Source organism: Streptomyces sp. NRRL F-5727, from assembly GCF_000719555.1.
GTDB lineage: Bacteria > Actinomycetota > Actinomycetes > Streptomycetales > Streptomycetaceae > Streptomyces.
In genome coordinates this window covers 1-23,275 of record NZ_JOGX01000019.1, presented here as the reverse complement: position 1 = coordinate 23,275, position 23,275 = coordinate 1, and the positions used below count along the sequence as shown (strand labels likewise).

The 23,275-nt window shown below is 75.2% G+C and carries 20 protein-coding genes; 7 read left to right on the top strand and 13 right to left on the bottom strand.

Translation table 11 applies throughout. From position 1 onward, the window contains the following. Positions 1–106: 106 nt before the first annotated feature. The 5 genes from IF73_RS41440 to IF73_RS0115660 all read right to left on the bottom strand — a co-directional run bounded on the left by IF73_RS41440 (position 107) and on the right by IF73_RS0115660 (position 4,879). Positions 107–262 carry a VenA family class IV lanthipeptide gene (locus IF73_RS41440; RefSeq protein WP_167352188.1) on the bottom strand — a complete coding sequence of 52 codons (156 nt, stop codon included), beginning with the start codon at positions 260–262 and terminating at the stop codon, positions 107–109. A 43-nt stretch (positions 263–305) separates the two neighbouring features. Next, positions 306–2,993: a class IV lanthionine synthetase LanL gene (gene lanL / locus IF73_RS0115675; RefSeq protein WP_031008060.1), complete on the bottom strand. Its 2,688-nt coding sequence runs from the start codon at positions 2,991–2,993 to the stop codon at positions 306–308. Between the two features lie 211 nt (positions 2,994–3,204). Continuing rightward, positions 3,205–3,672 carry a TY-Chap domain-containing protein gene (locus IF73_RS0115670; protein WP_031008058.1) on the bottom strand — a complete coding sequence of 156 codons (468 nt, stop codon included), beginning with the start codon at positions 3,670–3,672 and terminating at the stop codon, positions 3,205–3,207. Beyond that, complete coding sequence (locus IF73_RS38650) at positions 3,669–4,145, bottom strand: DUF6301 family protein (RefSeq protein WP_051716823.1); 477 nt, start codon at positions 4,143–4,145, stop codon at positions 3,669–3,671. The genes IF73_RS0115670 and IF73_RS38650 overlap by 4 nt, the downstream gene beginning before the upstream one ends. 89 nt (positions 4,146–4,234) lie before the next feature. Next, the gene (locus IF73_RS0115660) at positions 4,235–4,879 is read right to left on the bottom strand and encodes an SDR family NAD(P)-dependent oxidoreductase (RefSeq protein ID WP_031008055.1); all 645 of its coding nucleotides are present in this window, start codon (positions 4,877–4,879) and stop codon (positions 4,235–4,237) included. Between the two features lie 189 nt (positions 4,880–5,068). Here IF73_RS0115660 and IF73_RS0115655 point away from each other — a divergent pair, with 189 nt between their 5' ends. Both IF73_RS0115655 and IF73_RS0115650 read left to right on the top strand, forming a co-directional pair. Beyond that, the gene (locus IF73_RS0115655; RefSeq protein WP_031008053.1) at positions 5,069–5,743 is read left to right on the top strand and encodes a HEAT repeat domain-containing protein; all 675 of its coding nucleotides are present in this window, start codon (positions 5,069–5,071) and stop codon (positions 5,741–5,743) included. A gap of 28 nt (positions 5,744–5,771) precedes the next feature. Next, a complete protein-coding gene (locus tag IF73_RS0115650; RefSeq protein WP_031008051.1) occupies positions 5,772–6,776 on the top strand; it encodes a HEAT repeat domain-containing protein in 1,005 nt (334 codons plus the stop codon). A 15-nt stretch (positions 6,777–6,791) separates the two neighbouring features. Here IF73_RS0115650 and IF73_RS0115645 read toward each other — a convergent pair whose 3' ends face one another. Then, a complete protein-coding gene (locus IF73_RS0115645; RefSeq protein WP_031008049.1) occupies positions 6,792–7,853 on the bottom strand; it encodes a saccharopine dehydrogenase family protein in 1,062 nt (353 codons plus the stop codon). A 117-nt stretch (positions 7,854–7,970) separates the two neighbouring features. Between IF73_RS0115645 and IF73_RS0115640 the strand changes: the two genes are divergently transcribed. Continuing rightward, entirely contained in the window at positions 7,971–8,933 is a 963-nt protein-coding gene (locus IF73_RS0115640) for a helix-turn-helix domain-containing protein (protein WP_031008047.1), read from the top strand. Positions 8,934–8,975: 42 nt separating this feature from the next. Here the strand turns inward: IF73_RS0115640 and IF73_RS0115635 are convergent, their stop codons facing one another. Beyond that, on the bottom strand, positions 8,976–11,030 hold the full coding sequence (locus IF73_RS0115635) for a phosphocholine-specific phospholipase C (RefSeq protein WP_031008045.1): 2,055 nt from the start codon (positions 11,028–11,030) through the stop codon (positions 8,976–8,978). A 214-nt stretch (positions 11,031–11,244) separates the two neighbouring features. Between IF73_RS0115635 and IF73_RS0115630 the strand changes: the two genes are divergently transcribed. Further along, on the top strand, positions 11,245–11,709 hold the full coding sequence (locus tag IF73_RS0115630; protein ID WP_031008043.1) for a hypothetical protein: 465 nt from the start codon (positions 11,245–11,247) through the stop codon (positions 11,707–11,709). Between the two features lie 85 nt (positions 11,710–11,794). Here the strand turns inward: IF73_RS0115630 and IF73_RS0115625 are convergent, their stop codons facing one another. The 3 genes from IF73_RS0115625 to IF73_RS0115615 all read right to left on the bottom strand — a co-directional run bounded on the left by IF73_RS0115625 (position 11,795) and on the right by IF73_RS0115615 (position 13,095). Beyond that, the gene (locus tag IF73_RS0115625; RefSeq protein ID WP_031008042.1) at positions 11,795–12,133 is read right to left on the bottom strand and encodes a thioredoxin family protein; all 339 of its coding nucleotides are present in this window, start codon (positions 12,131–12,133) and stop codon (positions 11,795–11,797) included. 37 nt (positions 12,134–12,170) lie between these two features. Further along, a complete protein-coding gene (locus tag IF73_RS0115620) occupies positions 12,171–12,530 on the bottom strand; it encodes an ArsR/SmtB family transcription factor (RefSeq protein WP_031008039.1) in 360 nt (119 codons plus the stop codon). A gap of 190 nt (positions 12,531–12,720) precedes the next feature. Then, a complete protein-coding gene (locus IF73_RS0115615) occupies positions 12,721–13,095 on the bottom strand; it encodes a hypothetical protein (RefSeq protein WP_031008037.1) in 375 nt (124 codons plus the stop codon). Positions 13,096–13,320: 225 nt separating this feature from the next. On the opposite strand from IF73_RS0115615, the gene IF73_RS0115610 reads away from it, so the two are divergent. The 3 genes from IF73_RS0115610 (at position 13,321) to IF73_RS0115600 (ending at position 16,570) form a co-directional block, all read left to right on the top strand. Then, positions 13,321–13,989: a class I SAM-dependent methyltransferase gene (locus IF73_RS0115610; protein ID WP_031008035.1), complete on the top strand. Its 669-nt coding sequence runs from the start codon at positions 13,321–13,323 to the stop codon at positions 13,987–13,989. Positions 13,990–14,079: 90 nt separating this feature from the next. Beyond that, positions 14,080–14,847 (top strand): macro domain-containing protein, encoded by a 768-nt coding sequence (locus tag IF73_RS0115605; RefSeq protein WP_078868078.1) that lies wholly within the window; start codon positions 14,080–14,082, stop codon positions 14,845–14,847. 73 nt (positions 14,848–14,920) lie between these two features. Then, positions 14,921–16,570 (top strand): ADP-ribosyltransferase domain-containing protein, encoded by a 1,650-nt coding sequence (locus tag IF73_RS0115600; protein WP_031008031.1) that lies wholly within the window; start codon positions 14,921–14,923, stop codon positions 16,568–16,570. Positions 16,571–16,610: 40 nt separating this feature from the next. On the opposite strand, the gene IF73_RS42580 is transcribed toward IF73_RS0115600, so the two are convergent. From IF73_RS42580 to IF73_RS0115585, 3 genes are all read right to left on the bottom strand, one after another. Further along, complete coding sequence (locus tag IF73_RS42580) at positions 16,611–19,532, bottom strand: helix-turn-helix transcriptional regulator (RefSeq protein ID WP_031008029.1); 2,922 nt, start codon at positions 19,530–19,532, stop codon at positions 16,611–16,613. Between the two features lie 155 nt (positions 19,533–19,687). Next, positions 19,688–19,918: a hypothetical protein gene (locus IF73_RS0115590; protein ID WP_051716821.1), complete on the bottom strand. Its 231-nt coding sequence runs from the start codon at positions 19,916–19,918 to the stop codon at positions 19,688–19,690. A 101-nt stretch (positions 19,919–20,019) separates the two neighbouring features. Next, positions 20,020–23,193: a type 2 lanthipeptide synthetase LanM family protein gene (locus IF73_RS0115585; RefSeq protein WP_031008025.1), complete on the bottom strand. Its 3,174-nt coding sequence runs from the start codon at positions 23,191–23,193 to the stop codon at positions 20,020–20,022. Positions 23,194–23,275: the final 82 nt, after the last annotated feature.

Here is a 23,275-nt window from a genome sequence, read left to right as displayed (position 1 = left end):
CGCGCCCGGCCGGCCGTCCGCACCGCCCGGCGGTGCGGACGGTGCGGGGCCTCCCCCGGCCGGCGGCTGCCCCGGGACAGCCGCCGGCCGGGGGAGGCGGTACGGGCTACGCGCAGCTCACACCGATACAGACGGTGTTGAGGAGCGTGAGCAGGCCGACGCACTCGCACGTCGCCGCGAACGGCGCTCCGTCGACGCCGACCGGGTCGGTCTCCGGAAGGGCGTGCAGGCGGGCGAGCAGTTCGAGGTCCTGGTTCTCCATGGCATTCTCCTTCTCTGTGCGGCGGCGGCAGGCTTTCTGCCGCTCAGACCGGCTGCTGGACCATCCAGTGCCGGGGCTCTGTGGGGTGGCGGACCCGGATGAGGAACGCCAGGATTCCGGCGGACCCGTCGCTCCAGCCCGTCGAGACGTCCCCGTACTCGTTGGGGAAGACGACATGGGCTCCGCGGCGGGACCCTTCGGAGACGAGGAGGCGGGCCAGGGCCTCGGCGCTCGCCCGGTGGGCGGGATCGCCGGTCGCCTCGGCCAGGTCGAGGAGCAGGTCGCCGTTGCCGGCCAGGCCGTGGCACTGGGTGAGCGCGGCGCGGGAGGCCCGCTCCACGACGGCCGGCGCCGACCGGCGGGCGAGGTCGCCGTACCGGTCGTCGCCGGTCGCCCGCCACAGCCGGACCAGGAACGAGCCGATGCCGGCCGAGCCGTGGCACCAGTACGGGGCCGTGGGGACGTCCCCGGTCTGCGCGGGCCACTGCGCCGCGCCGCCCACGTCCACGGCGTGCGCCACCAGGTGCTCGCCGGCCGCCACGGCCAGGTCGCGGTGGTCCGCGCGACCCGTGACGGACGCGGCGGCGAGGAGGAAGCAGCCGATGCCGGACGTGCCGTGGGCGAAGCCGAGATACCGCTTGCCCGCCTCCTCCGGCACGGCCTCCGCCGGGACCGGCCAGCTCGCCCCCGGCCCCTCGCGGTCCGCGGCGGCGGCCAGCCGGTCGGCCGCCTCCGCGACGAGGGCGGCGAGGCGCGGGTCGCCGGTGCGCCGCCACAGGTGGACGGCGGCGAGCCCGCCGCCCGCCGTGCCGTGCGTGATGTCGTGACTGGGCGTCGGCTCCTGCGGCGCCAGCGCCAGGGCCAGCGCGTGGTCGGTCAGCTTCCGGTCGCCGAGGACCCGCCCGGCCTCGTACAGCGCCCAGGCGGTGCCCCGCGCGCCGAAGTGCAGGCCGGGACGGGCGGAGCCGAGGTCGGTGCGGTCGGCGATCCAGCGGCCGGCGGCGGCGAGTGTGGCCGGCAGCCGCGGATCGCCGGTGAGCTCGAAGTGCCGCGTCAGCACCGCCAGGACACCGGCCGCGCCCTGCTGCACCGTGCAGGGGTCGGTCTCGCCGGCCCGCGTGGAGACGGGCCAGAGCCGCCGGTCGTCGCCGGGCGTCATGGTGTCGACGAGGTGACGCACGATCCCTGCGACGGCGGCGTCGATCGCGTCGTCGGGACGGGAAGGAGCGCGGTCGGCAGCGGCAGAGGCAGCGGCGCTGACGGGCTTCGGCGGGCACGCCGCCGCCAGGGCCTCGCGGGCGCGGGCCGGGTCCCAGCGTGCCGCCGGGTCGTCCCGCATGAGCCCGAGGATCAACTCCCGCATGCCGTCCGGAAGTGGTACGACGGCGGTGCAGGCGGTCAGCCAGTCGGCCAGCCGCTCCTCCGCGGGCCGGTCCGCCGGCTCCTCGGCCAGCAGGTTGGGCACCTTGCCCGTCAGGACGAAGCACACGGTGGCGCCGAGGCTGTAGGCGTCGGCCGTCGGGGAGACCGGCGCGTCCACCAGCCGCTCGGGGGCGCTGAAGCCGGGCGTGCCCACCCGCGTCGGGAGCGGGGCGTCCTCGGCCAGGACGGCGAGCTCCAGGTCGATGAGGCGGAGTTCGCCGTCCGGGCGGACCATTACGTTGCCCGGCGTGAAGTCCCGCAGCACGCACCCGTGGGCGTGGGCCGCGGCCACCAGCTCGATCAGCCGTCCGACCTGCGCGGTCGCGGCGGCCCGGTACCGCTCGCCGCCGACGTCGCGGAAGTGCTCGGCGACCCAGGTGCGCAGCGGGACGCCCGGCACCTCCTCCTGGGCCAGGAACAGGTGCCCGCCGTGCTCGAACAGCGCGAGCGGTTCCGGCGCGAGGCCCGTGCCCCTGAGCTTCTCCAGCGCCCGGGCCTCGGCGCGCAGCCAGTCGCGGACGTCGAAACCGGAGGCGTCCGCCTCCACGTGCGGCCGGGTCTCCTTGACGACCACCGGCGCGCCCGTGCGGACGTCGCTGCCCCGGTAGACCCCGCCCTTGTTGGTGTGCCGGATCGCCTCGCGCACCGCGAACCGGCCGCCGAGCACCAGCGGACGGCTCTCCGCCCCCGAGGGGCGCGGCGCGGCCGGCGCCGCCGGGGCGGGGAACGGGCTGACCGCCCACTCCGGCGGTGTGTACCGGCCGGTCCGCCGGTCCTCGACCGGATTCCCGTCGGGGTCCTCGACGTACCAGACGAGGAGTCCGTCGCCGGACAGCCGGCGCCGGCCGACGAAGGCGCCGTACCGGTAGTGCACGAGGCTGTTCACGGCGTACTGCTGGTCGGACAGGATCCGCGGTCCGGCCAGGCCCGCCGTCGCCCGGTGCAGCTCGGCCGCCAGCCGGGCCGCGTCGGCGTCCGACCGCGGATAGACGGTGACGAACTTCCCGGAGCTTCCCCGGGGCGTGGCACGGGAGTTGAGCGCGCTCACCTGCTCCAGGGAGCGGGCGAACTTGAACCCCGACGCGTCCGGCAGCAGCACCTCGAGGGACCGCGCGAGGACCGCCGGCGCGGAGCCGGCCGTCGCGGACACGTGCAGCTTCCACCCCTGCGGGCGCTGCTCCCCGGAGCGGGGTGCCACCCGGCACCACATGTCGTCCGACTCGGTCGTCCAGCGCCCGCCCGTACCCGTGGCGTGCAGCGCTCGGTGGAGGAGGTCTTCCAGTACGGCTTCGGTGGTGTGGCTCGTCATGCCCATCCCTCTCAACGGCGAGAACCGCTGGCGGGAACGTGCCCGGCGCACGTGCCGAGCCCACATACCGACCCCCTTGTTCACCGGATTCGGCGAGCGCGCGCCGTCGTCGTCCCACCGTGAGGCGCGCCTGGCGCAGAAGGGCGCACGGCCGCTCGCTCAGGGGCGGCAACGGCCGTGCGGGGCTCGGGAGCTGGGGAGATCGGCGGGTTCAGCCCTCCCGCGCCAGGCCCAGCAGGGGAAGCTCCAGCGGCCTGTTGCCGTCCTCCGCGTCCCAGGCGGTGTACGCCAGGGAGGAGGGTGCGGGGACGCGGAAGACCACGTGCAGTCCGGTCACCACCATCGACGCCAGCCGACGGTAGGCGACGGACGGGGACGGCCAGGGGAGTTCGGCGCACCAGTTGCCGACGCGGTCGTCGGCGTCCGGAGCGCGCCAGCCCGCCGCGACGAGCAGCCGGCCGCCCTCGTCGCCGGCCCGCGCGGCGCCTTCGAGGTGCCGGTCGCCGGAGAGTTCCGCGTACAGCGACTCGGGGTCCTGGCGGAACTGGGCGTACCGCGAGCCCTTCGCCGTCTTCGTCGGCGGGGCGGCGCCGGTCTCGGAGACGATGACGACCGCCCCGGCCGGCAGGGTGGCCAACTGCGCGGCCAGCCGCTCCTGGAAGCCGTCCCAGCCGGTCATCGGCCCTCCTCCGTCGCGTGGCGTCCGTCCTGGGCGGCCAGCCAGGCCCGGGAGGCCAGCGTCAGCCGGACCGAGCCGGACACCCGGCTCAGCACGAGGGCCGTGTCCCGCCGCTCCCACCGGACCTCGGCGTCCGCGCCGGGCCGACGGTCGGTGGGGGCGCCGAGCGGCCCCGACAGCGCACCGGTCAGCCGCGCGAACACGTCCGCGCCCGCCGCCCAGTCGCCGCCGGTCTCCGCGACCCGCAGCCCCACGCTCTCGACGGTGCCGTGGCGGCCGTGCAGTTCGGCGCCGTCCGCCCCGAGCCCGGCCGCCAGGAAGTCACCCTCGGCCCGCACCACCAGCAGCCGGCGCCGGAACAGCCCCCGCCGCGGCACCCCGTCCCCGGCCGGCACCCACTCCAGGGCCCGCAGCCCCTCCGCCAGCCGCACGACCTCGGCGTCGCCCAGGGCGCGCCCCCGTTCCTCCGTCATACGCCTCCGGGACCCGGCGCCCCGAAGGACCCGGCCCCTGCCCTCCTCGCGGTGCTCCCTCACGCCACTGTCCGAGGATCCTCGCACGGTCAGTGGAGCACCTCGCGCTCCCACTCCCCGCGGGGCTGGGTGTGGAGCCGCCAGTAGTGGTCGGCGATGTCGTCGGGGTCGTACGCCGTCCCGGGCGCGACGGCGCCGCCCACGGTCACCGTGGCGACGTGCACCCCGGACGGGCCGTACTCCGTGTCGAGCAGCTCCACCAGGGCCCGCACCCCGGCCTTGCCGAGCGACAGGCTGACGTACGGCGGCTTCATCTCGGGCATCCCGCCGGTGACGACGAAGGTCCCGCGGCCGCGCGCCGCCATGCCGGGCAGCAGGTGCGCGGCGGTGGTGAGGGCGCCGAGGACGTTGACCGCGTAGGTGTCCAGGTGGTCGCGGAGCGGGAGTTCGCCGACGGCGTCGGGCCGGATCACGGCCGCGTTGTAGACCACGGCGTTCGGCACGCCGAGTTCGGCGACGGCCGTGTCGAGGGCGGCCCGGAGCCCCGTCTCGTCGGTGACGTCGGCGGTGAGGGGCAGCGCCCGTACGCCCAGGGAGGCGAGGGACCCGGCGCCCGCCGTCACGGTCTCCTTCGTGCGCGCGACCAGCGCGATGGGCAGTCCCTCCCGCGCGAACCGCCGGGCCACCGCCTGCCCGATCCCCGGCCCCGCCCCGATGATCAACGCCCCCGCCATGACCGCCTCCGTCTCTCCTCCGTCGCTCCGTGCGACGGCACCGAGGTCAACAGCCCCCGGCCGGCGGATCTTCCCGGACCGCTGTCGCGATCCGCGGCGCCGACCCGGGGGACCCGGGGCACGCGCCGGGTTCCGCTTGACCTTGACACGGTGGCAAGCCTTTGACTGCCGGGCGAGGAGGTGGTCACGATGACCATGACACAGCAGGACGCCGACGTCGTAGGACGGGCTCTGCGGGCGCTGGAGGACGGGCGTCCGTCGGTGCGGCTGCGGGCCGCGCTGGCGGTCGGCTCGGCTCCCGACCCCCGGTTCGTGGACGCGCTGGTGGAGCGGTGCGGGGTCGAGCCCGAGTTCTTCGTCCGCGACATGCTGACCTGGGCCCTGACCCGGCACCCCGTCGAGCTGACGCTGCCCAGGACGCTCCGCGAGCTCGGCTCGGAGCGGCCGCAGGCGCGCAGCCAGGCGCTGCACACGCTCTCCAAGCTCGGGGACCCGCGGGCGTGGCCGGCGATCACGCGCGGGCATCTCACCGACGCCGACGACGAGGTGGCGCGGGCCGCGTGGCGCACGGCGGTGCTGCTCGTGCCGGACGGCGAGGAGCCCGCCCTGGCCGAGGTGCTGGGCGCGCAGCTCGGGCGCGGCGGCCGGGACACCCAGCTCAGCCTCAGCCGCGCGCTGATCGAGCTCGGCGACGTGATCCTGCCGGTCCTGAACGCCGCCTCGACCGCATCCGACCCCGGCGTCCGCGCGCACGCCCTCGCCACCGAGCGGATCCTGCGCGACCCCGAGACCGGCTTCGCGTACGCCATCGAGGAGGCGAAGCGCGTCGTGGCGCTGGACGGGGCCCCGGGGCAGGGAGACTAGGGCCTGTCGACGGGAGGGACACACAGGCGTGTTGATCGGTGAGGTGGCACGCCGCTCCGGCGTCAGTGCCCGCATGCTCAGGCATTACGAGTCGCTCGGTCTGGTGCGGCCCTCGGGCCGCACCGGCTCGGGCTACCGGGAGTACCGCGACGAGGACATCCGGCGGATCTTCCACATCGAGAGCCTCCGCTCGCTGGGGCTGTCGCTGCGGGAGATCGGCCGGGCGCTCGACGACCCCGGCTTCACCCCCGCGCAGCTCGTCGGCGACCTCATCGAGCAGACCCGGGCCCGCGTCGCCGCCGAGACCGAACTGCTCACCCGCCTCCGCCGGATCGCCGCCACCGGCCCCGCCAGCTGGGACGACGCCCTCCAGGTCGTCGCGCTCCTCCAGGCCCTCGGCTCGGGCAGCAAGGACGCCCGGCAGCGCGCCGCGCTGTCCTCGGGCGACGAGGTCCCGGTCCCGGTGGAGGCGCTGGTCGAGGCGGCGCTCAGCGAGACGGAGCCCAATGTCGCCGGCGCCCTGCGCTGGGCGCTGGCCCGCTCCGGCGACGGCTCCACCGCCCTCCTGGCCCGGGCCCTCGGCTCCCCGTCGGCGGCGGTGCGCGAACGGGCCGTCCGGGCCCTCGCCGCGCTCCCCGGCGACGAGGCGGCCGCCCGGCTCCGCGACGGCCTCGGCCACCCCGACCCGGTGGTCCGCGGCCAGGCGGCCCTCGCACTCGGCGGCCGCGGGGAGCCCGGCGCGATCCCGGAGCTGGTGCAGATGGTGGTGGACGGCAGGAACGACACCGACGCGGCGGACGCGCTCGGCGCCCTCGCGACCGACGACGGCGCGGCGGACGCGATCGCGGCCCGGCTCGTCGACCGCCTCGCCGACGCCGCCACCGGCCCCCCGGCCCGGGGCCGCCTCACCCAGGCCCTCGCCGACGTCCCCGGCCCCGTGGCCTCCCGCGCCCTCACCGACCTCACGGCCGACGAGGACCCCGCCGTGGCCCTCACCGCGGCCTACCTCCGCGGACTCCGCGACACCTCCTGACGCCGCGCCGTCCCGCTACGCCGTCGCCGACGGCCCCGTCGTCCCGCTCGTCTCCCAGGTGAGGTGGGCGGAGGCGGCGAGGGAGCGGAGGAAGCCGGCCGCGTCGAACAGCTCGCCGGCGGAGGCCACGCCGGTCGTACGGGTCCGGCCGGTGAGGATGCGGTGCACCGCCTCGACCGCGAGCGGCGCCGTGACGGCGTAGATGTCCTGGCCGGTGGCCGTGGCCCGCCGTTCGGCGCCGCCGGAGCGTACGACGACGTCGACGAGGAAGGTCTGCGCGGACCGGCCGCGCTCGTCGACCGCCGTCGGGGTCGGCGTGTCCGCGCCCGTGACGCCGCCGGCCGCCTCGGTCGACATGTAGGTGGTCACGGTGGGGACGGAGAGATGGCTCGGGATGGTCACGACGTCGGCCATCGTGAACTCGCCCACGACCGGCCGCGGTCCCATCGGGGCGGGGAACGACCAGGTCAGCGTGGGCAGTTCGTCGGTGTGGTACTCCAGGCGCCCGTCCGTGAAGCGGACCCGCCGGCCGCCGCGCCGCTCCGCCGACACCTTCCCGGCGAGGCGGGTCCCCTCCGTGGGCTCCCAGCCGCTCAGCCCGTACGCGACGTGCGCCTCGTCCGCCGCCGTCCAGTCGCCCATCGCGGCGGTGGCCAGCAGGTCGCCGAGGCCGCCGTAGAACGCCATCGCCGGGAGGACCACCGTGCCCGCGGCCCGCGCGCGGTCGGCGTACCGGGCGAAGGTGTCGGCGTTGGCCTCGATCTCGGCCGCCACGTCGACGTACGGGATCCCGGCCCGCAGCGCGGCCTCGATCAGCGGGCCGGCCGTCGTGGCGAACGGCCCCGCGCAGTTGACGACGGCGTCGGCGCCGGCCAGCGCCCGGTCGAGCGCCGCCGGATCGCCGACCGCCGCGGGGCGGACGTCGAGCCCGGGGTACCGCTCCGCCAGCGCGCGCAGCTTGCGGTCGTCCCGCCCCGCCAGGACCGGGACGAACCCGCGCTCCCGCAGGTGCGCCACCACGAACCGGCCCGTGTGTCCGTACGCGCCGTACACCGTCACCGTCTGTCCTGCCGCCATGAGGTCACTCCCCGTGCTGTGCCGCGTCCGGTCGACTGCGGCTCGTGTGACCATCCTGGAATGGTTGAATGCGCAACGGTGAGTGTCGGAAACGACATGCCCCGTACACTTCCGGACATGACCTCTGTCGCGCTGGCCGTCACCGACGGGATGCTCCACTTCGAACTGGCCATCGCCCACGAGGTGTTCGCCTCCGCACCGGACGCCGTGACCGTCCCCTGGTACGACCTCGCCGTCTGCGGACCCGAGCCCGTCCCCTTCGGCCCGTTCCGCCTGGAGCCCGACCACGGACTCGACCGGCTCCGGGACGCCGACACCGTCATCGTCCCCGGCTGGGCCGACATCGACGTCGCCCCGCCCGCGGAACTCGTCGACGCCGTGCGCGCGGCCCACGCGGCGGGCGCCCGCGTCGTCTCCCTCTGCACCGGCGCCTTCGTGCTCGCCGCCGCCGGACTCCTCGACGGCCGCCGCGCCACCACCCACTGGGCCCACACCGACGTCCTGGCCGCCCGCCACCCCGAGGTGGAGGTCGACCCGGACGTCCTCTACGTGGACGGCGGCAGCGTCCTCACCTCCGCCGGCAAGGCCGCGGCGCTCGACCTCTGTCTGCACCTGGTACGCCTCGACCACGGCTCGGCGATCGCCAACACCGTCGCCCGCAGGCTCGTCGTGCCCCCGCACCGGTCCGGCGGACAGGCCCAGTTCGTCACCGCCCCGGTGCCGGCCCAGGACGACCACCCGCTCACCGCCCTGTTCCCCTGGGTCGTCGAGCGCCTCGACCGGCCGCTGACCGTGGAGGACCTGGCCCGGCGGGCCGGGATGAGCTCACGCCACCTGACCCGCCGCTTCCGCGCGGCCACCGGCACCACCCCGCTGCAGTGGCTGCTCGCCCAGCGGATCCGCCGGGCCCAGGAACTGCTGGAGCGCACCGACGACAGCGTCGACGCCATCGCCACGGCCACCGGCATGGGCACCGCCACGACCCTGCGCAGGCACTTCAACCGGACCCTGGGAGTCCCGCCGGACAGCTACCGCCGCACCTTCCGCACCCGCACCGGCGCCATGACGTCGTCGCCGTGACGTCGCCATGGCGCCGGCCGTGACCGGCGTCGGGCCTGTGCGTCAGTACGTCAGGATCCCGGGGTCCGTCACTCCCTCCGCGCCCGTCTCCACGTGTCCGGCCAGGCGGCGCACGAAGTCGGTGTGCGCGGCGGAGGTGACGGTGACGTCGTACCACCGGCCGGACGCCGTGAGCGGCACCGAGTGGGTGACGGTCGCGCCGCGGGCCACCGTCAGCGTCTGGGGGGCGCCTCCGTAGGCGTGGGTGAGGGTCACCGTCGTCGTCGGGCCGGCGTTGGTGAAGGTCAGGTCCAGGTTCCCGGTGGTGGCGTTGTGGCGGGCGGTGACCTCGGGGACGGCGGTCTTGCCGGGGGAGCGGAAGCGGCGCAGGAAGCCGTTCGGGCCGTGCACGGTGAGGTCGGTGGTGCCCTTGGAGTACTTGGTGTTCCAGGTGTCCGCGATCGACGTCCCGGCCGCCGCCGTGTACGTCCAGGGGGCGTCGGTGCGGTTCGCCGACGTCACGTAGAACTGGGCGCCGGCGGACGGTCCGCCGCTGAAGGCGAGCCGGAAGGTGCCGGCGGTGGTGTCGGCGGTGCCGTCCACGTACGGGGCGTACTTCAGCGGGCGGGTGGGCTTGGACCCGGGCTCCTGGCGGGGCATCGAGCCGACGGCCGGCGCGGTGGCCGGGAAGTCGGGGTGGCGGTCGCGGTCGGGCGGGTAGTAGCCGGCCGTCGGCGGCAGCGCGACCGGCTGCGGCTGGGCGCGGGTGAAGTCGAAGGCCGAGGTCAGGTCGCCGCAGACGGCCCGCCGCCAGGGCGAGATCTGCGGCTCCTGGACGCCGAAGCGGCGCTCGATGAAACGGATCACCGAGGTGTGGTCGAAGGTCTCGGAGCAGGTGTAGCCGCCGGTGGACCACGGGGACACGACGATCATGGGGACGCGGGGCCCGAGGCCGTACGGTCCGGCGACGTACCCGGTCTTCCCCGGGAAGTGGTCCAGGGCGGTCGGGACCGTCGACAGGCCCTGCGCGGCCGAGGCCGGCACGTACGGCGGGACGACGTGGTCGAAGAAGCCGTCGTTCTCGTCGTACGTGATGAACAGCGCCGTACGGGCCCACACGTCGGGGTTGGACGTCAGCGCGTCCAGGACCTGCGCGATGTACCAGGCGCCGTAGTTGGACGGCCAGTTGGAGTGCTCGGAGAACGCCTCGGGCGCCGCGATCCAGGAGACCTGCGGCAGCCGGCCGCCCTGCACGTCGGCGCGGAGCCGGTCGAAGAACCCCTCGCCCGCCTTGGCGTTCGTGCCGGTGCGGGCCTTCTCGTAGAGGGGGTCGCCGGGCTGGGCGTTGCGGTAGGTGTTGAAGTACAGCAGCGAGTTGTCGCCGTAGTTGCCGCGGTAGGCGTCGTTGATCCAGCCCCACGAACCGGCCGCGTTCAGCCCGTCGCCGATGTCCTGGTAGACCCGCCAGGAGATCCCGGCCGCCTCCAGGCGCTCGGGGTACGTCTTCCAGCCGTAGCCGGCCTCGGCGTTGTTGAGGACCGGCCCGCCGCCCGTGCCGTCGTTGCCGGTGTGGCCCGACCACAGGTAGTAGCGGTTCGGGTCGGTCGAGCCGATGAACGAGCAGTGGTAGGCGTCGCAGACCGTGAACGCGTCGGCGAGCGCGTAGTGGAAGGGGATGTCGTCCCGGGTCAGGTACGCCATCGTCGCCTTGGTCTTGGCGGGTATCCACTGGTCGTAGCGGCCCTGGTTGAACGCCTTCTGGCCGCCCGCCCAGTCGTGGTTGAGCCCCTGGAGGAACTCCATGCCGAGCTGCGCGCTCTCCGGCCGGAAGGGCAGCGTCACCTTCGAGCCGTCGGCCTGGTTCCACACGGACTTCCCGCTGGGCAGGGTGACCGGACGCGGGTCGCCGAAGCCGCGGACGCCCTTCATCGCCCCGAAGTAGTGGTCGAAGGAACGGTTCTCCTGCATGAGGACGACGATGTGCTCGACGTCCTGGAGCGTGCCGGTGGACCCCTGCGCGGGGATGGAGGCGGCGCGGGCGATGGACTCGGACAGCGCGCTGAAGGCGACGGCGCCACCGGCGAGCTGAAGGAACCGGCGGCGATCGAGGTCGGCCATGGGGGAGTAGTCCTCCGGTAGTCGAGCGGACGGAAACGGAACGGCGGCCGGAGAACCGGCGTGCGAGCGCCCCAAGAAGAGCGCCCGAGAGCCACCGGCCCGCGACCGTCCCGTGACTTCCCGCTGTACGCCCGGCGAAATCCCCCGCGGCGCGGGAACCGGAGCTGACCGGGGCCCGGGTGTCGGGTGGCCCGGGGACGTCGGGGACGATGGGATGGTGATGTATCTGGACAGACGACTCGCCGGCAGCTGGTTCGGCGCCGTCGTCAACGTGATGGAGTCGACCGACATCGACTTCCTGCCCGACGGCTGGGGCTGGAGCACGCTGGACAGCGTCAGCGGACAGCTGTCCGTCTCGCGCTTCCGCTGGTCCACCCCGTCCGCCGGGGTGCTGCGGCTCCGCTGCTTCTGGGAGGTCGGCGGGGAGTCCGGCCGGGAGGGCTTCAGGACCGTCGAGTACGCCGACCCGAGCGAGGAGGTCATCGTCGCGCGCTACGCGCTCGAACGACGACTCCACCCCCTCTCCGGCGAGTACGGGCCCGCGCTCGTCGTGGACCCCGCGATCGCCTACGAGTCCGTCTTCTACCGGGGCGTCGGCATGCCGACCGCGGCCGACGACCCCTCCGCGGCGGCGGTGCCCTACCCGCCGGAACCCCGGCCCGCCGCGCCCCGGCGGTAGGCGCGTGCACCGTCCCCGCGCGGGCGGGGCGGGCGCCGCGTGGAGGACGACGCGGAAGGGGCGCCGAGGACGGCGGCGGGTCCGGTCAGAGGTGGTCGTCCAGGAGGTCCCGCATCCCGGCGTCGGTCAGGACCCCCGTACCGCTCGCCACCGCCTCCCCGTCCTTCAGGAGGACGTAGGACGGGGCTCCGGCGACCTGGTGGCGCCTGGTCGCCTCCGGGCAGCGCGTGATGTCGGCGCGGACCACCGTCAGGCGGTCGGCGTACGCGTCGGCGACGGCACCCACGACGGGGTCCATCGTCCGGCACGGCTCGATCGCCTTCGGCCATGTGCCGACGAAGTAGGCGAGGACGGGGACCGAGCTCATCCGGAGGATGAAGTCGAATTCCGCGTCCTCACGGGCCTGGTGCACCCGCCGCGCCATGGAAGCTCCTGACCTCGCGTTCTGTCGTACCGCCCCATCATCTCCCGCGCGGCACCGCCACGCCGCCGGTGTCGGCGTGGCGCAGCTCCTCCAGGAGCTCGCTCTGGCCCACCAGCAGTTCGGTGAGGATCCGGCGGGCGGCCTTCAGGAGGTCCGCCACGTCGCCGCCGGCGAGGGCGTAGCTGACGGTCGAGCCCTCCCGGACGGAGACCACGATGCCCGACCTGCGCAGCACCGCGAGCTGCTGCGAGAGGTTGGACGGCTCCACCTCGATGTCCTTCAGGAGTTCGCGGACGGGGAGCGGGCCGTGCTGGAGCAGTTCCAGGACGCGGATCCGGACGGGGTGCCCGAGCATGCGGAAGAACTCCGCCTTGGCCTGGTACAGCGGCACCTGCATGCGACGACACTCCCTCCGGATCGAGCTGCCCGGACGACTCCGGTCCGACGTGCCGGATCCTTGATCCACGGATGGCGGTCATTCTCCCGTCTCCCGGCCCCGCCCACCTCCGACTGATCACTTTCGGATGTGTCGAGTTGAAGAGTTCTTCAACTCGAAGGCGTGCGGAGCCGGGGGACGGGAGGCGGACCTACAGCTCCAGATCCGCCTCGATGCGCCGGAGCTGGTGCCTGGCCATGGCCAGGTTGGCCCGGCTCTTGTCCAGGACCATGTACAGGAACAGGCCGTTGCCGCCACGGCCCTTGATCAGCCGGATCAGGTGGTACTGGGTGTCCAGGGTGATCAGCACGTCCTCGATGCCTTCGTTGATCCCCAGCATCTCCATCGTGCGGATCTTCGCCCGGATCACGTCGGTGTTGCCGGCCGCCGCGACCGTCAGGTCGAGGTCCTTGCTCCCGCCCAACGTGCCCAGGGCCATGCCGCTGGTGTAGTCGACCAGCGCGGCCCCCACACTGCCCTCGATCGCGGTCATCGCCTCTTTCAGAGACGTCTCCACACTCGCCATCTCTCGGTGCTCCCTCGGTTCTCGACGGCCGGGCAGGACTGCGCGTCCGCGGCCGGTCCGGACGGTGATCGCGGACGTCCTCCACTAGACACCAAGTGGGCGGGGAATGAGGGGCTTTCGCCGGAAGACGATGCCCCGGGCATAGGACAGCGCGCCACCGCGGTGCACTCCTCACGGCCGGGAGCCGCCGGGCCCCGGGGCGGTGCGCCGTCCTATGGTGTGCCGATGAGCTCACACCCCATCGACCGCCCGGCCGACCTCGACGCCGTGCGCGACTCCTACGACCGGGTGGCCGACACCTACGCCGAGATGGTGCGGACCACCGGCATGGGCGACATCCGCGTCCATCCCTGGCTGAAGGCGTCGGTCGACGCCTTCGCCGACAGCGTGGGCGGCCTCGGGCCCGTCCTCGACGTCGGCTGCGGACCCGGCACGGTGACCGGCTACCTCGCGGAACGCGGCCTCGACGTCTCCGGGGTGGACCTCTCGCCCCGGATGGTCGGGAACGCGCGCCGGCTGTACCCGGACTGCCGCTTCGAGGTCGCCTCCGCCACCGAGCTCGCGCTCGGCGAGGCCACCCTCGGCGGGGTCCTCGGCTGGTGGTCGCTCTTCAACCTGCCCCGTGACGTCCTCCCCCAGGTCCTCGCCCACTTCGCGCGGGCGCTGAAGCCGGGCGGGTTCCTCCTCACCGCCACGCACGTCGGCGACGAGGACCTGGTCCGCACCGAGGCGTACGGCGGCGTGCCGGTGCGGTGGACGACGCACAAGTGGCGGCCCGAGGGGTTCGTGGAGCTGATCGAGCGGGCCGGACTGACCACGGTGGCCGAGCTCCGGCTCCCCGCCGACCGGTTCTCCGGGCCCGGTGTCGTGGTGATGGCCGGGAAGCCCGACTGAGCCTCAGGCGGCCGGCGGCCGAGGGCCGTTGTCAGTGGTGCCCCGTAGGTTCGGAGGTGTTCCAGGAGGACGTTCCGACAGGGGGCTTCGATGACGCATGCCTATGCGGGCACCGCACTGCGGGTGGTACTGACCGATGTCAGCGCGGGGGTGGTGGCGGCGTGGCGCGCCGCCTTCGCCGACGTGCCCGGCATCGAGATCCGGCGGGGTTCGATCCTCGACGAGGACGTGGACGCGTGGGTCACGCCGACGAACGCGGCGGGGCGGATGGACGGCGGCGTCGACGCGGCGATCAAGCGCCACCTCGGTGCCGGGATCCAGCTGCGCGTGCAGCAGGCCATCCGCGACCGGTTCGCCGGCGGCATGCCGGTCGGCAGCGCCGTCTGCGTCCCGTCGGGGGCGACCGTGCCGCGTTTCGTGATCTCCACGCCGACCATGGTCGCCTCGTCGCAGAACGTGAGCGACACGCTCAACGTCGCCATGGCCTGCGCGGCGGCCTTCCAGGCCGTCCACCGGCAGAACCGGAAGGCGCCGGGCAGCATCCGCTCCGTGGCGCTGGTCGGAATGGGCGCCCGGACCGGCCGGGTGCCGGCCCGGGTCTGCGCCAACCTGATGTGGACCGGCTACACGCTCTTCCACGACCACTGGTTCGAGGACGACGACGAGCTGCGCGCGACCATCACCGCCCAGCTGGCCGGCATCGACCAGGCGCCGCACACGACGCGGGTACGGATCACGCCGCCCAAAGGAGCACCGGCCAAAGGAGCCGCTGCCAAAGGAGCCGCTGGCAAAGGGGGCGCTGCCAAAGGGAGCGCCGCCGCAGGAGCCGCTGCCAAAGGGCGTGGCTTTCGCGGCTGAGCAGGCCGAGTCGGCCGCTGCCCCCACGCCCTCCTCCGACCCCGCAGGCACGACCACCGGGAGTTCCCCCGCCATGAGCGACACGACCGCGCCCGCCGCCCAGCCCGACCCGAACGACCCCCTCGCCCTCGCGGACCTCTTCACCGGCGGCGGCGAGCCCTGGCTGCCGCTGCTGAAGCCCGTCATCGAGGCCCGCCCGGACGCCGACCGGTTCATCGGACCGGGCCGCAGCCCGCAGGTCGTCCCGGTCCGCGAGCTCACCTTCCAGGCGCTCAAGCCCCACCCGCCGCACAAGTGGAAGGTCGTCGTCTTCGGGCAGAACCCCTACCCGCGGCCGGAGAGCGCCACCGGCATCGCCATGTTCGACAACACGTTCAACGACTGGAAGGACAGCCAGTTCGGACGGGTCGTCAGCATCCGCTGCCTCATCAAGGCGGCGGCGATGTGGAAGTACGGCATCGTCAAGAAGACGCCCATCGCCGACGTCCGCGCCCTGCTGAAGGAGCGGGACACGGTCCAGCCGCCCGAGTGGTTCCAGGCCATGCTCACCCAGGGCGTCCTCCTCCTCAACGCCTCGCTGACCGCCAGCGCCGACGGCGCCATGGCCACCGACCAGCACACCGGCTTCTGGCGGCCCGTCGCCGAGCGGATCGCCGAGGAGATCCTCCGCGCCAAGCAGGACGCCGAGGACCCCGAGGACCGGGGTGTCGTCTTCGCCTGGTGGGGCGCGCACGCCCGCAGCCTGAAGCGGACGGTGCAGCGGCTGGAGAAGAAGTACCCGGGCGTCGAGGTCCGCCACATCGACCACGCCAACCCGGCCGCTCAGGGCGACGTCTTCTGCGACGGCGACCACCTCGCCACCGTCAACGACGCCCTGCTGTCGCTCGGCGCCGACCCCGTCGACTGGCTGCCCAGCAAGGGCTGGAACCAGCCCCCGGCAGGCGCCGGGAAGGGCGCGGACCCCACCGGCGCCGGCGGGCCGGACGCCGACGTCGCCGCCCGGATGGGCGCCTTCATCGCCTCGACGATGGAGCTGCACCAGCTGTACCTGGAGCGGCTCACCAGCGTCCGCGACGAGGGCCATGTCCTGCCCCCGCTCACCGGCGTCTTCGACACCCCGCTGATGCCGTTCGAGGAGGCCGTCGCCCCCGTCACCCGCGTGCTGCGCGGGCTCGGCGGGCACATCGACCGCTCCCGCGAGTTCGGCAAGCGGCGCGCCGACGAGGCGGCCGGCGCCGGGCTCTCCGCCGACGCCATCGCCGCGCTCTTCCTCTACACCTGCGAGTCCGGCTTCTACCGGAACATCAACGCCGTCCTCCGCTCCCCGGACCGCGCCCGCGTCGTGCCCTACCTGCCCTACCTGCGGCTGCTCTTCGCGGCGGTGGAGGCGCTCCCGTCCCGCACCGAGCCGCTGTGGCGCGGCGTCGCCCTGGACCTGCGCGGGCAGTACCCGGTCGGAGAGACGGTCACCTGGTGGGGCGTCTCCTCCTGCACCTCCGAACTGGGCGTCGCCCGCTCCTTCCTCGGCAGCCGCGGCAAGCGGACCCTCTTCGAGGTGACGCCGGCCCGCGCGGTGGGCATCCGCAGCTTCTCCGCCTTCACCGGTGAGGAGGAGTACATCCTGGCCCCCGGCACCCAGCTGGAGGTCACCGACGTGAAGGCCGAACGCGGCGGGCTGTGCACGGTGAAGCTGCGGGAGGTGGACACCCGGCTCGTCTCCTGACGCCGCCGGCGGGACGGCCACCGGCCGCGTCGGAGCCGGGTCAGCGGTGGCCCGCCACCGTCTCCGACGCGGACAGGTCGCACAGGGCCTCGCGGTCCGGGCGGGCCGTCTTCGTCAGCAGGGCCGCCACGTGCTTCTCGACCGTACGGGGCGAGATGTAGAGGCGGCCCGCGATGGCCTTGTTGCTCAGGCGTTCCGCCAGCAGCTGGAAGACCTCGTACTCCCGGACCGTCACGCCCAGTGTCCGCAGCGGTGCCGGGATCCGGTCCGCGCCGCTGCGCCGCTGCCGGACCGGCGCGCCCGACTGGCGCAGCAGCGCCCGGCACGCGCCCGCCACGTCCGGGACGGCCGCGGCGTGGAAGTGCTCCTCGGCGCGGCGGAGCCAGGCCGCCGGGTCGCCCCAGCCGTCCTCCAGGGCCGCCTCGGCGGTCAGCCGCAGGCCGAGGTGGAGCGTGGTCGGGTAGGGGGCGGCCAGCTGCTCCGCCTCGGCGACGGCCGCCGCGGCCGCCGCCGGCTGGTCCGACCGGCCCAGCAGCACCGCGTGGGCCAGCAGCAGGAACTGCCGGTTCCACCGCATCCGGCCCGCCGAGGTGGCCGCGGCGCGCCGGTACTCGTCCCAGCCCGCCTCGCCCGCCAGCACGTCGAGCAGCAGCCGCAGCCCGTGCAGGCCGCTGAGGTGGAAGGTCGTCGGACTGTCCCGCTCCTGGGCCCGCGCCCGGTCCAGTTCGGCGAGCGCCAGCGGCCGGTTCTCCTCCAGGAGCGCGCAGAACGCCCGGGCCAGCCCGATGCAGAGCGGCTCCTCCTGGGAACCGGCCCCGTCCCAGCCGGTGAACTCCCGCAGCGCCTCCTCCATCGTCGCCCGGTCGCCCTGGTGCGCCGCCAGCGTCGCCCGGGTCATCAGCACGTACCGGACCACCGGCGCCAGCCGGAGCCGGACCGCGGTCGTCAGCACCTCGTCGCCGAGGCGCGCGGCCTCCTCGAACCGGCCGACCAGCACCGCCTGGAGGACGAGGATGGCGTCGATCGAGTACGCGATGGTGACCGCGCCCAGCCGCAGCGCCTCGTCCCGCGCCAGCTCCAGGGGGCGGGTCTCCCCGTCCGCCAGCCACTGGTTGCCGCCGATGCGCACCATCGCGTACGTCCGCGGGATGGGCATCCGGTGCTGTTCGGCGATCCGCCGGGCCCGCTCGAAGCAGAGCCGCGCCTCCTCCAGGTCCCGCTCCCGCGCGAGCACCCCGAGCAGCTCCCACGCCTGGCAGGCCACGGCCGGCAGGGCACCGGCGTCGGCCGCCGACACCGCGGCCCGGGCCAGCTTCTCCGCCGTCTCCGTGCGGTCCGGGCCCGGTGTGTCCAGCGCCAGATAGGCGGCCACCACGTCGACGGCGGCCGTCTGCGCCGGATCCCGTACGGTCTCCAGGAGCGCGCGGGCCTCGGCGATCTGCGCGTTGCCGTCGGCCCAGCGGCCCGCCAGATGGGCCACCTTGGCGAGCCGGGTGTGCAGCACGGCGAGCCGCCCGGCCTCGACGCCCGCGCCGACCAGCTCGTGCAGGCCCTCGGCGCGCTCGAAGGCGCGGTCGAACTCGCCGCTCTCGGCCAGCGCGGGCAGCAGCGACTCCAGCACCTCGGCCCGCGCCACCCAGTCCTGGCGCTTCGCCAGCAGTTCGTCGGCGCCCAGCAGCAGGGACACGCCCGAGCCCACGGCGCCGTCCGCGAGCGCGCGCCGGCCCGCCTCCGAGAAGAGCCGGGCCGCCCCGACCTCGTCGCCCGCGTCCCGGCGCAGCGCGGCGACGAGCGGGCACCACTCCCCGGGCAGCCCCGGATGGAGCTCCTCGACGACCTCGGCCGCCCGTCCGGACAGCTTCGCCCGGTCGGTGGGGGTGAGCTGGGCGAGCAGTGCTTCGGCGGTGAGCGGATGCCGGAAGGCGTACCAGTCGGGCGCCGGTTCGTCCGGCACCACCAGCTGGGCGGCGACGCCCGCGTGCAGCAGGCCGAGCAGGCCGTGGTCGTCGGTGCCGGACATCCGCTGGAGCACGGACAGCGGGAAGCGGCGGCCCAGCACGGCCGCCGCAGAGAGGAGCGTCCTGCCCTGCGGGCCGAGCCGGTCGGTGCGGTGCGCGATGCCGCGCACCAGTGTGCTCGGCACCTCGGTGCGCAGCGGGCCGACGACCTCCCAGGTGTCGCCCCGGTGGACCACCGTGCCGTGGCCGATCATGCCGTGGAGCAGTTCCTCGACGACGAACGGGTTGCCGGCGCTGGTGTCCCACAGCCGGGTCACGAGCTCGCCGGGCACCCGGTCCACCGCGCAGTCCAGGCAGGAGGCGACCATCCGCGCGACCTCGGAGCGGTCGAGGGGCCCCAGGCCGAGCAGGACGCCGGAGCGCCGCTGGGTGACCGAGTGCGCCAGGTCCAGGGCGGCGCACTGCTCGGCGCGGGTGGTGGCGAGCAGCACCACCGGCAGGTGCTCCAGGTTGTCCACCAGGTACTCCAGGACCACCAGCGTCTCGGTGTCGGCGTCGTGCAGGTCCTCCAGGACGAGCAGCGCGCCGCGCTCCCTGGAGACCACCGACAGCAGGCGCAGGACGGCCTCCGCCAGCACGACGAGCGAGCCGCCGTGCTGTGCCTCGCCGGCCCAGTCGGGGACCAGTCGGCCCAAGACCGGGCGGAAGGGGCCCAGTTCGCCCTCGTCCCACGGTTCGCCGCCGCGGAAGAGCGACATCAGCGCCTCGGTGAGCGGCCGGAAGGGGACCATCGGGCCGATCGTGCTGCCCCGGCCGCGCAGCACCCGCATCCCGGCGGAGAACGCCCTGCCCGTCGCCTCGGCCGCCAGCCGCGATTTGCCGATGCCGCCGTCGCCGACCAGGAAGACCGTGCTGCCGCGCCGCTCGCGTACCACGTCGAGGGCACGCTCCAACTGGGCGATTTCCGCGTCACGTCCGACGAGGAGGGGGGCTCGGGGATGCATGCCCGCGAATGTACCTGTTCATGCGGTCATATAAGCGACACTGTGTCAGGTATGCGTCACGCCCCGAAAGGAACGCGCCACCCCGGCCGGGCCGCGGTCACGGCGGCGGCCGCGCTCCGTCGGGACGGAGAGCGGCCGCGGGGGTGCGCAGGGGTTCAGAGGGGGAGGATCGGCATGCTCACGGTGGTGTCGATGTCGCTGAGGATCGCCACCAGACCCGTCCCGAGGGCGAGGCCCGCCAGGGCCCGGGCGCGGGCCGTGGCCCGGTCGCGCCCGGAGAGCGTGATCCGTCCGGCGGGCTCCGCCGTACCGCCGGCCTCCGGGGCGTCGGCGGCCGTGGCGTCGAGCGCGGCGATGGACTCACGGGAGGGCGTCTGCGGGTTCATGAAGATCCTTTCGCGGGTGCGGTTCGAAGGGGTGCGTGCCGTGCGTTTCCCACGGGTCGTGCGGGTCCGTGCGGATCGTGCCGGTGCGGGGAGGGCGGCGGTCACCGCGCTCCCGGTGAGGGATCGAGCAGGAGGAGGGACGGGACGGCGTCGGGGTATCCCAGCCGCAGCAGGGTGTGACCGATCCCGGACAGCCCGGTGAGCAGTCCGGGCGAGGACACCCCGTCCGGGGTGGCGCAGCGCGGTCCGTACCGGTCGAGGGCGCCGAGCAGCAGCCCCGCCCGGTGGGTGAGCCGGCCGTCCGCCCCGGGCACTCCCCGGTCGGCGGCCACGATCAGCGCCTCCAGCGTGCCGAGCTCGCCGTGGCAGAGGCTGAAGTCGCCCGGAACCGGACGCTCTTCGGCGAGGCGCGCCCACAGGCCGGCGGGGACCCCCGCCGACCCGACGCCGTCCAGCGTGGCGAGGAGCGTTCCCGCGAGTCCCGTACACCAACCCGGCCCCGTCTCACGGCCGGACCCGTCCGGCGTCGGGCCGAGCAGCGCCCGCCCGGCGGTGGCGTACGGGCCGTCCGACGCGTCGCCGGTCGCCGTCGCGTGGCGGAGGAGGGCCCAGCCCGCCCCGGCCCGACCCCGCAGGAAGCCCTCCGGAAGAGCGGCCGTGGCCGGGAGGAGCCGGTCCGCGAACTCGGCCGCCAGCGCGCCCGCCTGCGGCAGGCCGGTCTCCGCGCGCACCGCGTGGAGCGCCGCCAGGCCGCCGGCCAGTCCCGTGGCGACGTCCGCCGGAGGGCCGGCCGGATCGTCCGTACGGGCCGAGGCGGCCAGCGCCCGGAGCGCCGGCGGCAGCGACTCGGCCAGCCGCTCGTCGCCGAGCAGGGCGGACAGCCGGGCGAGCGCGTAACAGAGTCCGCCCAGGCCGTGGAAGCCGCCGGGGCCGACCGCCCGGCTCAGCTCGGGGGCGTCGGCGAGCGCGCGGACCAGCCGCGGCAGCGGACGGACCGCCCGAGACGCCAGCTCCGTGTAGCGGCCGACCCCGGTCAGGCGGCCCAACTGGGCCAGGAACAGCGCCACTCCGGTGTAACCGTCGGCGAGCCCGGCCCCCATCGGGGACACCGCCCAGTGGCTGCCGTCGACGAGCTCCAGGCCGATCCAGTTGGCCCGGGTGCCGTCATGGAGCGCGTGCCCCACGATCTCGTCGGCGAGGCCGCAGGCCGCCGTGAGCAGCCGCCGGGGCTCGGGCACCGCGGCCGGTGCGGGCGGCAGCGGCGGGGCGTCGGCGCGGTGGGTGACGCGGGGTGCCCGGCGGGTCGCCAGCGTGGCGGTGACCAGCCACTCCTGCCGGTGCCGGTCGACCTCGCCGAGGGCGGAGACCTTCCGCTCGACCGCGGCCAGCCCGGGCCCGGCCAGCAGGCCCGGCAGCCGTACCCCGCGCGACGACCAGACGTCGGCACCGTCGGGCCGGTGCGTGAAGACCGGGACGTCACCGTCCCACAGGTCCTCGATCTCGTGCTCCACCAGCCGCCGCCGCACCGGGTCCCCGGCGGACTCGGCGTACAGCAGGGAGAACAGCACGTCCCGGTCGAGCGCGTCGCCCAGCACCTCGGGATGGGCCGCCTCGTCGAGCAGCGTCGCGTACAGCCGGGTCGCCCGGCCCACCAGGCGCGCCGGAGCCGCCCCGAAGGAGGCCAACGGGCCGTCCGGGGCGAGCAGTTCCGTACGGTGGGCGACCAGGGTGTCGTATCCGGCGCGGAATCCGGAGAGCAGCGCCGCCTCGTACGCGCCCGGGTCCACCTCGCGGCCGTCCAGCGACGGACGGTTGGGGCTCGCGGCGTACGGGACCCGCCGGCGCACCAGGCGCATCGTGTCGGTGCCCGCGTCCGCCCAGCCGACCACGTCGGTGGGGGAGAGGTCGGCCCGGCCGCCGCCGACGGCCGAGATGTCCAGCGCCCCGTGCTCGCCGATCAGCAACTGCGGGAGCAGACACGTCCGGTGGACGGAGGAGGCGAGGGCGGCCGCGGCCGGGTCGGGGCCCGCCGTGGCGGCCACCGGGACCGAGGGGTGCATGAGCGTCTCGACGTCGACGGGCACCGGCTGGTCCCCGCACGCCACCAGGTTCTCGTGGTGCATGTCGACCCCGTCCACCGCGTACAGCAGCGCCAGCAGGGCGCCCTGTCGCCGGTAGAACCGGTCCAGTTCGGCGACCGACCGGCAGGGCCGGGCGGCGATGAACTCCAGCCAGCCGTAGCCGTCCCGGCGCACGGTCCGCGCCGTCCGCGGCCCGAGCCCGGGCAGCCGGGCGCCGAGCCAGGCCACGAGCCGGTCGAAGGAGGCGTGCTGGTCCAGCGGGCGCGGCTTGTAGACCACCGTGCGGCCGTCGGCGAAGCGGAGCAGCGCGACCGCGCGTCCCCGCTCATGGGTGTCCCCCTGGCCCAGGTCGAGAACGGCGAGCGCGCCGGGGTCGACGCCGTCGAGCAGGTCCGCCACGAGCGCGGCCCGGTCGGCGGCGAACCGCGCCAGCAGTTCCGCCGTGGCGGCGACGGCGTGCCCGCACTCCGTGCCGAGCAGCCGCGCGAGGACCGGATACCGGCCGAAGAGCGCGGCCAGGCCGTCGCGCGTGCCCAGCTCCGCCGCGAAGCGGGCGAACCGCCGCTCGGGCGTGGCACCGGACAGCCGGCCTTCGGCACGGGCGCGGTGCAGTTCGAGGACCAGGGTGCGCGCCGCGGTCCCCACCAGCCGCAGTCCGAGCCGCCGCTCGAACCGCCGCCGCACGGACTCGGCGTCGATCAGGCCGGCCAGGCCCGGCAGCGCCCGTGACCGCTCGGCCAGCGCACGGCCCGCCGCCCGCGTCAGGGGAGCGAGCGCCCCGGCGAACGCCACCCGCCACGCATCGGGCTCCGGCTCCCGTACGGGGTCCGGGCCGGCCTCCCGTGCGCCGGTGCCGTCGTACGGCTCCGGGCGCGGCGGCGCCGACGCCAGGGCGCGCTCCACGAACTCCGCCCACGCGGGGTGCCCGGCCCGGGCCGCCAGGCGCTCGGCCGGCTCCGCCACCAGCGCGGCGGCCGTCGGCAGGTCGGTGCCGAGGGCGGCCAGCCGGGCCCGGAACGTGTCGTCCTGGCCCAGCGCCGTCACCCGGTCCGCGAGCCGCGCCGCGGCGGCGCCGGCCGGGTCGGCGGCCGGCGCGCCGGGTGCCGCGAGCCGCTCCCGCAGGTGGAGGGCGGGCGCCCACCAGCCCGGGGCCAGGCCCGTCGCGGTGTCGTGTGTGGAGGTCGTGAGGGTCACGTGGACAACGGTGGCAGCGCGGGCACCGTACCCACATGGGGGCAACGCCCCCATGTTTTGCTCCGCGTCCCCCACCCACCGC

Coding starts and splice junctions, on each gene's coding strand:
- IF73_RS0115610 (WP_031008035.1), top strand. CDS start 13,321: ATGAGCTCACACCCCATCGACCGCCCGGCCGACCTCGACGCCGTGCGC.
- IF73_RS0115660 (WP_031008055.1), bottom strand. CDS start 4,879: ATGGCGGGGGCGTTGATCATCGGGGCGGGGCCGGGGATCGGGCAGGCG.
- IF73_RS0115625 (WP_031008042.1), bottom strand. CDS start 12,133: ATGGCGCGGCGGGTGCACCAGGCCCGTGAGGACGCGGAATTCGACTTC.
- IF73_RS0115670 (WP_031008058.1), bottom strand. CDS start 3,672: ATGACCGGCTGGGACGGCTTCCAGGAGCGGCTGGCCGCGCAGTTGGCC.
- IF73_RS0115620 (WP_031008039.1), bottom strand. CDS start 12,530: ATGCAGGTGCCGCTGTACCAGGCCAAGGCGGAGTTCTTCCGCATGCTC.
- IF73_RS0115615 (WP_031008037.1), bottom strand. CDS start 13,095: ATGGCGAGTGTGGAGACGTCTCTGAAAGAGGCGATGACCGCGATCGAG.
- IF73_RS0115655 (WP_031008053.1), top strand. CDS start 5,069: ATGACCATGACACAGCAGGACGCCGACGTCGTAGGACGGGCTCTGCGG.
- IF73_RS0115590 (WP_051716821.1), bottom strand. CDS start 19,918: ATGAACCCGCAGACGCCCTCCCGTGAGTCCATCGCCGCGCTCGACGCC.
- IF73_RS38650 (WP_051716823.1), bottom strand. CDS start 4,145: ATGACGGAGGAACGGGGGCGCGCCCTGGGCGACGCCGAGGTCGTGCGG.
- IF73_RS0115630 (WP_031008043.1), top strand. CDS start 11,245: ATGGTGATGTATCTGGACAGACGACTCGCCGGCAGCTGGTTCGGCGCC.
- IF73_RS0115600 (WP_031008031.1), top strand. CDS start 14,921: ATGAGCGACACGACCGCGCCCGCCGCCCAGCCCGACCCGAACGACCCC.
- IF73_RS0115645 (WP_031008049.1), bottom strand. CDS start 7,853: ATGGCGGCAGGACAGACGGTGACGGTGTACGGCGCGTACGGACACACG.
- IF73_RS42580 (WP_031008029.1), bottom strand. CDS start 19,532: ATGCATCCCCGAGCCCCCCTCCTCGTCGGACGTGACGCGGAAATCGCC.
- IF73_RS0115640 (WP_031008047.1), top strand. CDS start 7,971: ATGACCTCTGTCGCGCTGGCCGTCACCGACGGGATGCTCCACTTCGAA.
- IF73_RS0115635 (WP_031008045.1), bottom strand. CDS start 11,030: ATGGCCGACCTCGATCGCCGCCGGTTCCTTCAGCTCGCCGGTGGCGCC.
- IF73_RS0115605 (WP_078868078.1), top strand. CDS start 14,080: ATGACGCATGCCTATGCGGGCACCGCACTGCGGGTGGTACTGACCGAT.
- IF73_RS41440 (WP_167352188.1), bottom strand. CDS start 262: ATGGAGAACCAGGACCTCGAACTGCTCGCCCGCCTGCACGCCCTTCCG.
- lanL (WP_031008060.1), bottom strand. CDS start 2,993: ATGACGAGCCACACCACCGAAGCCGTACTGGAAGACCTCCTCCACCGA.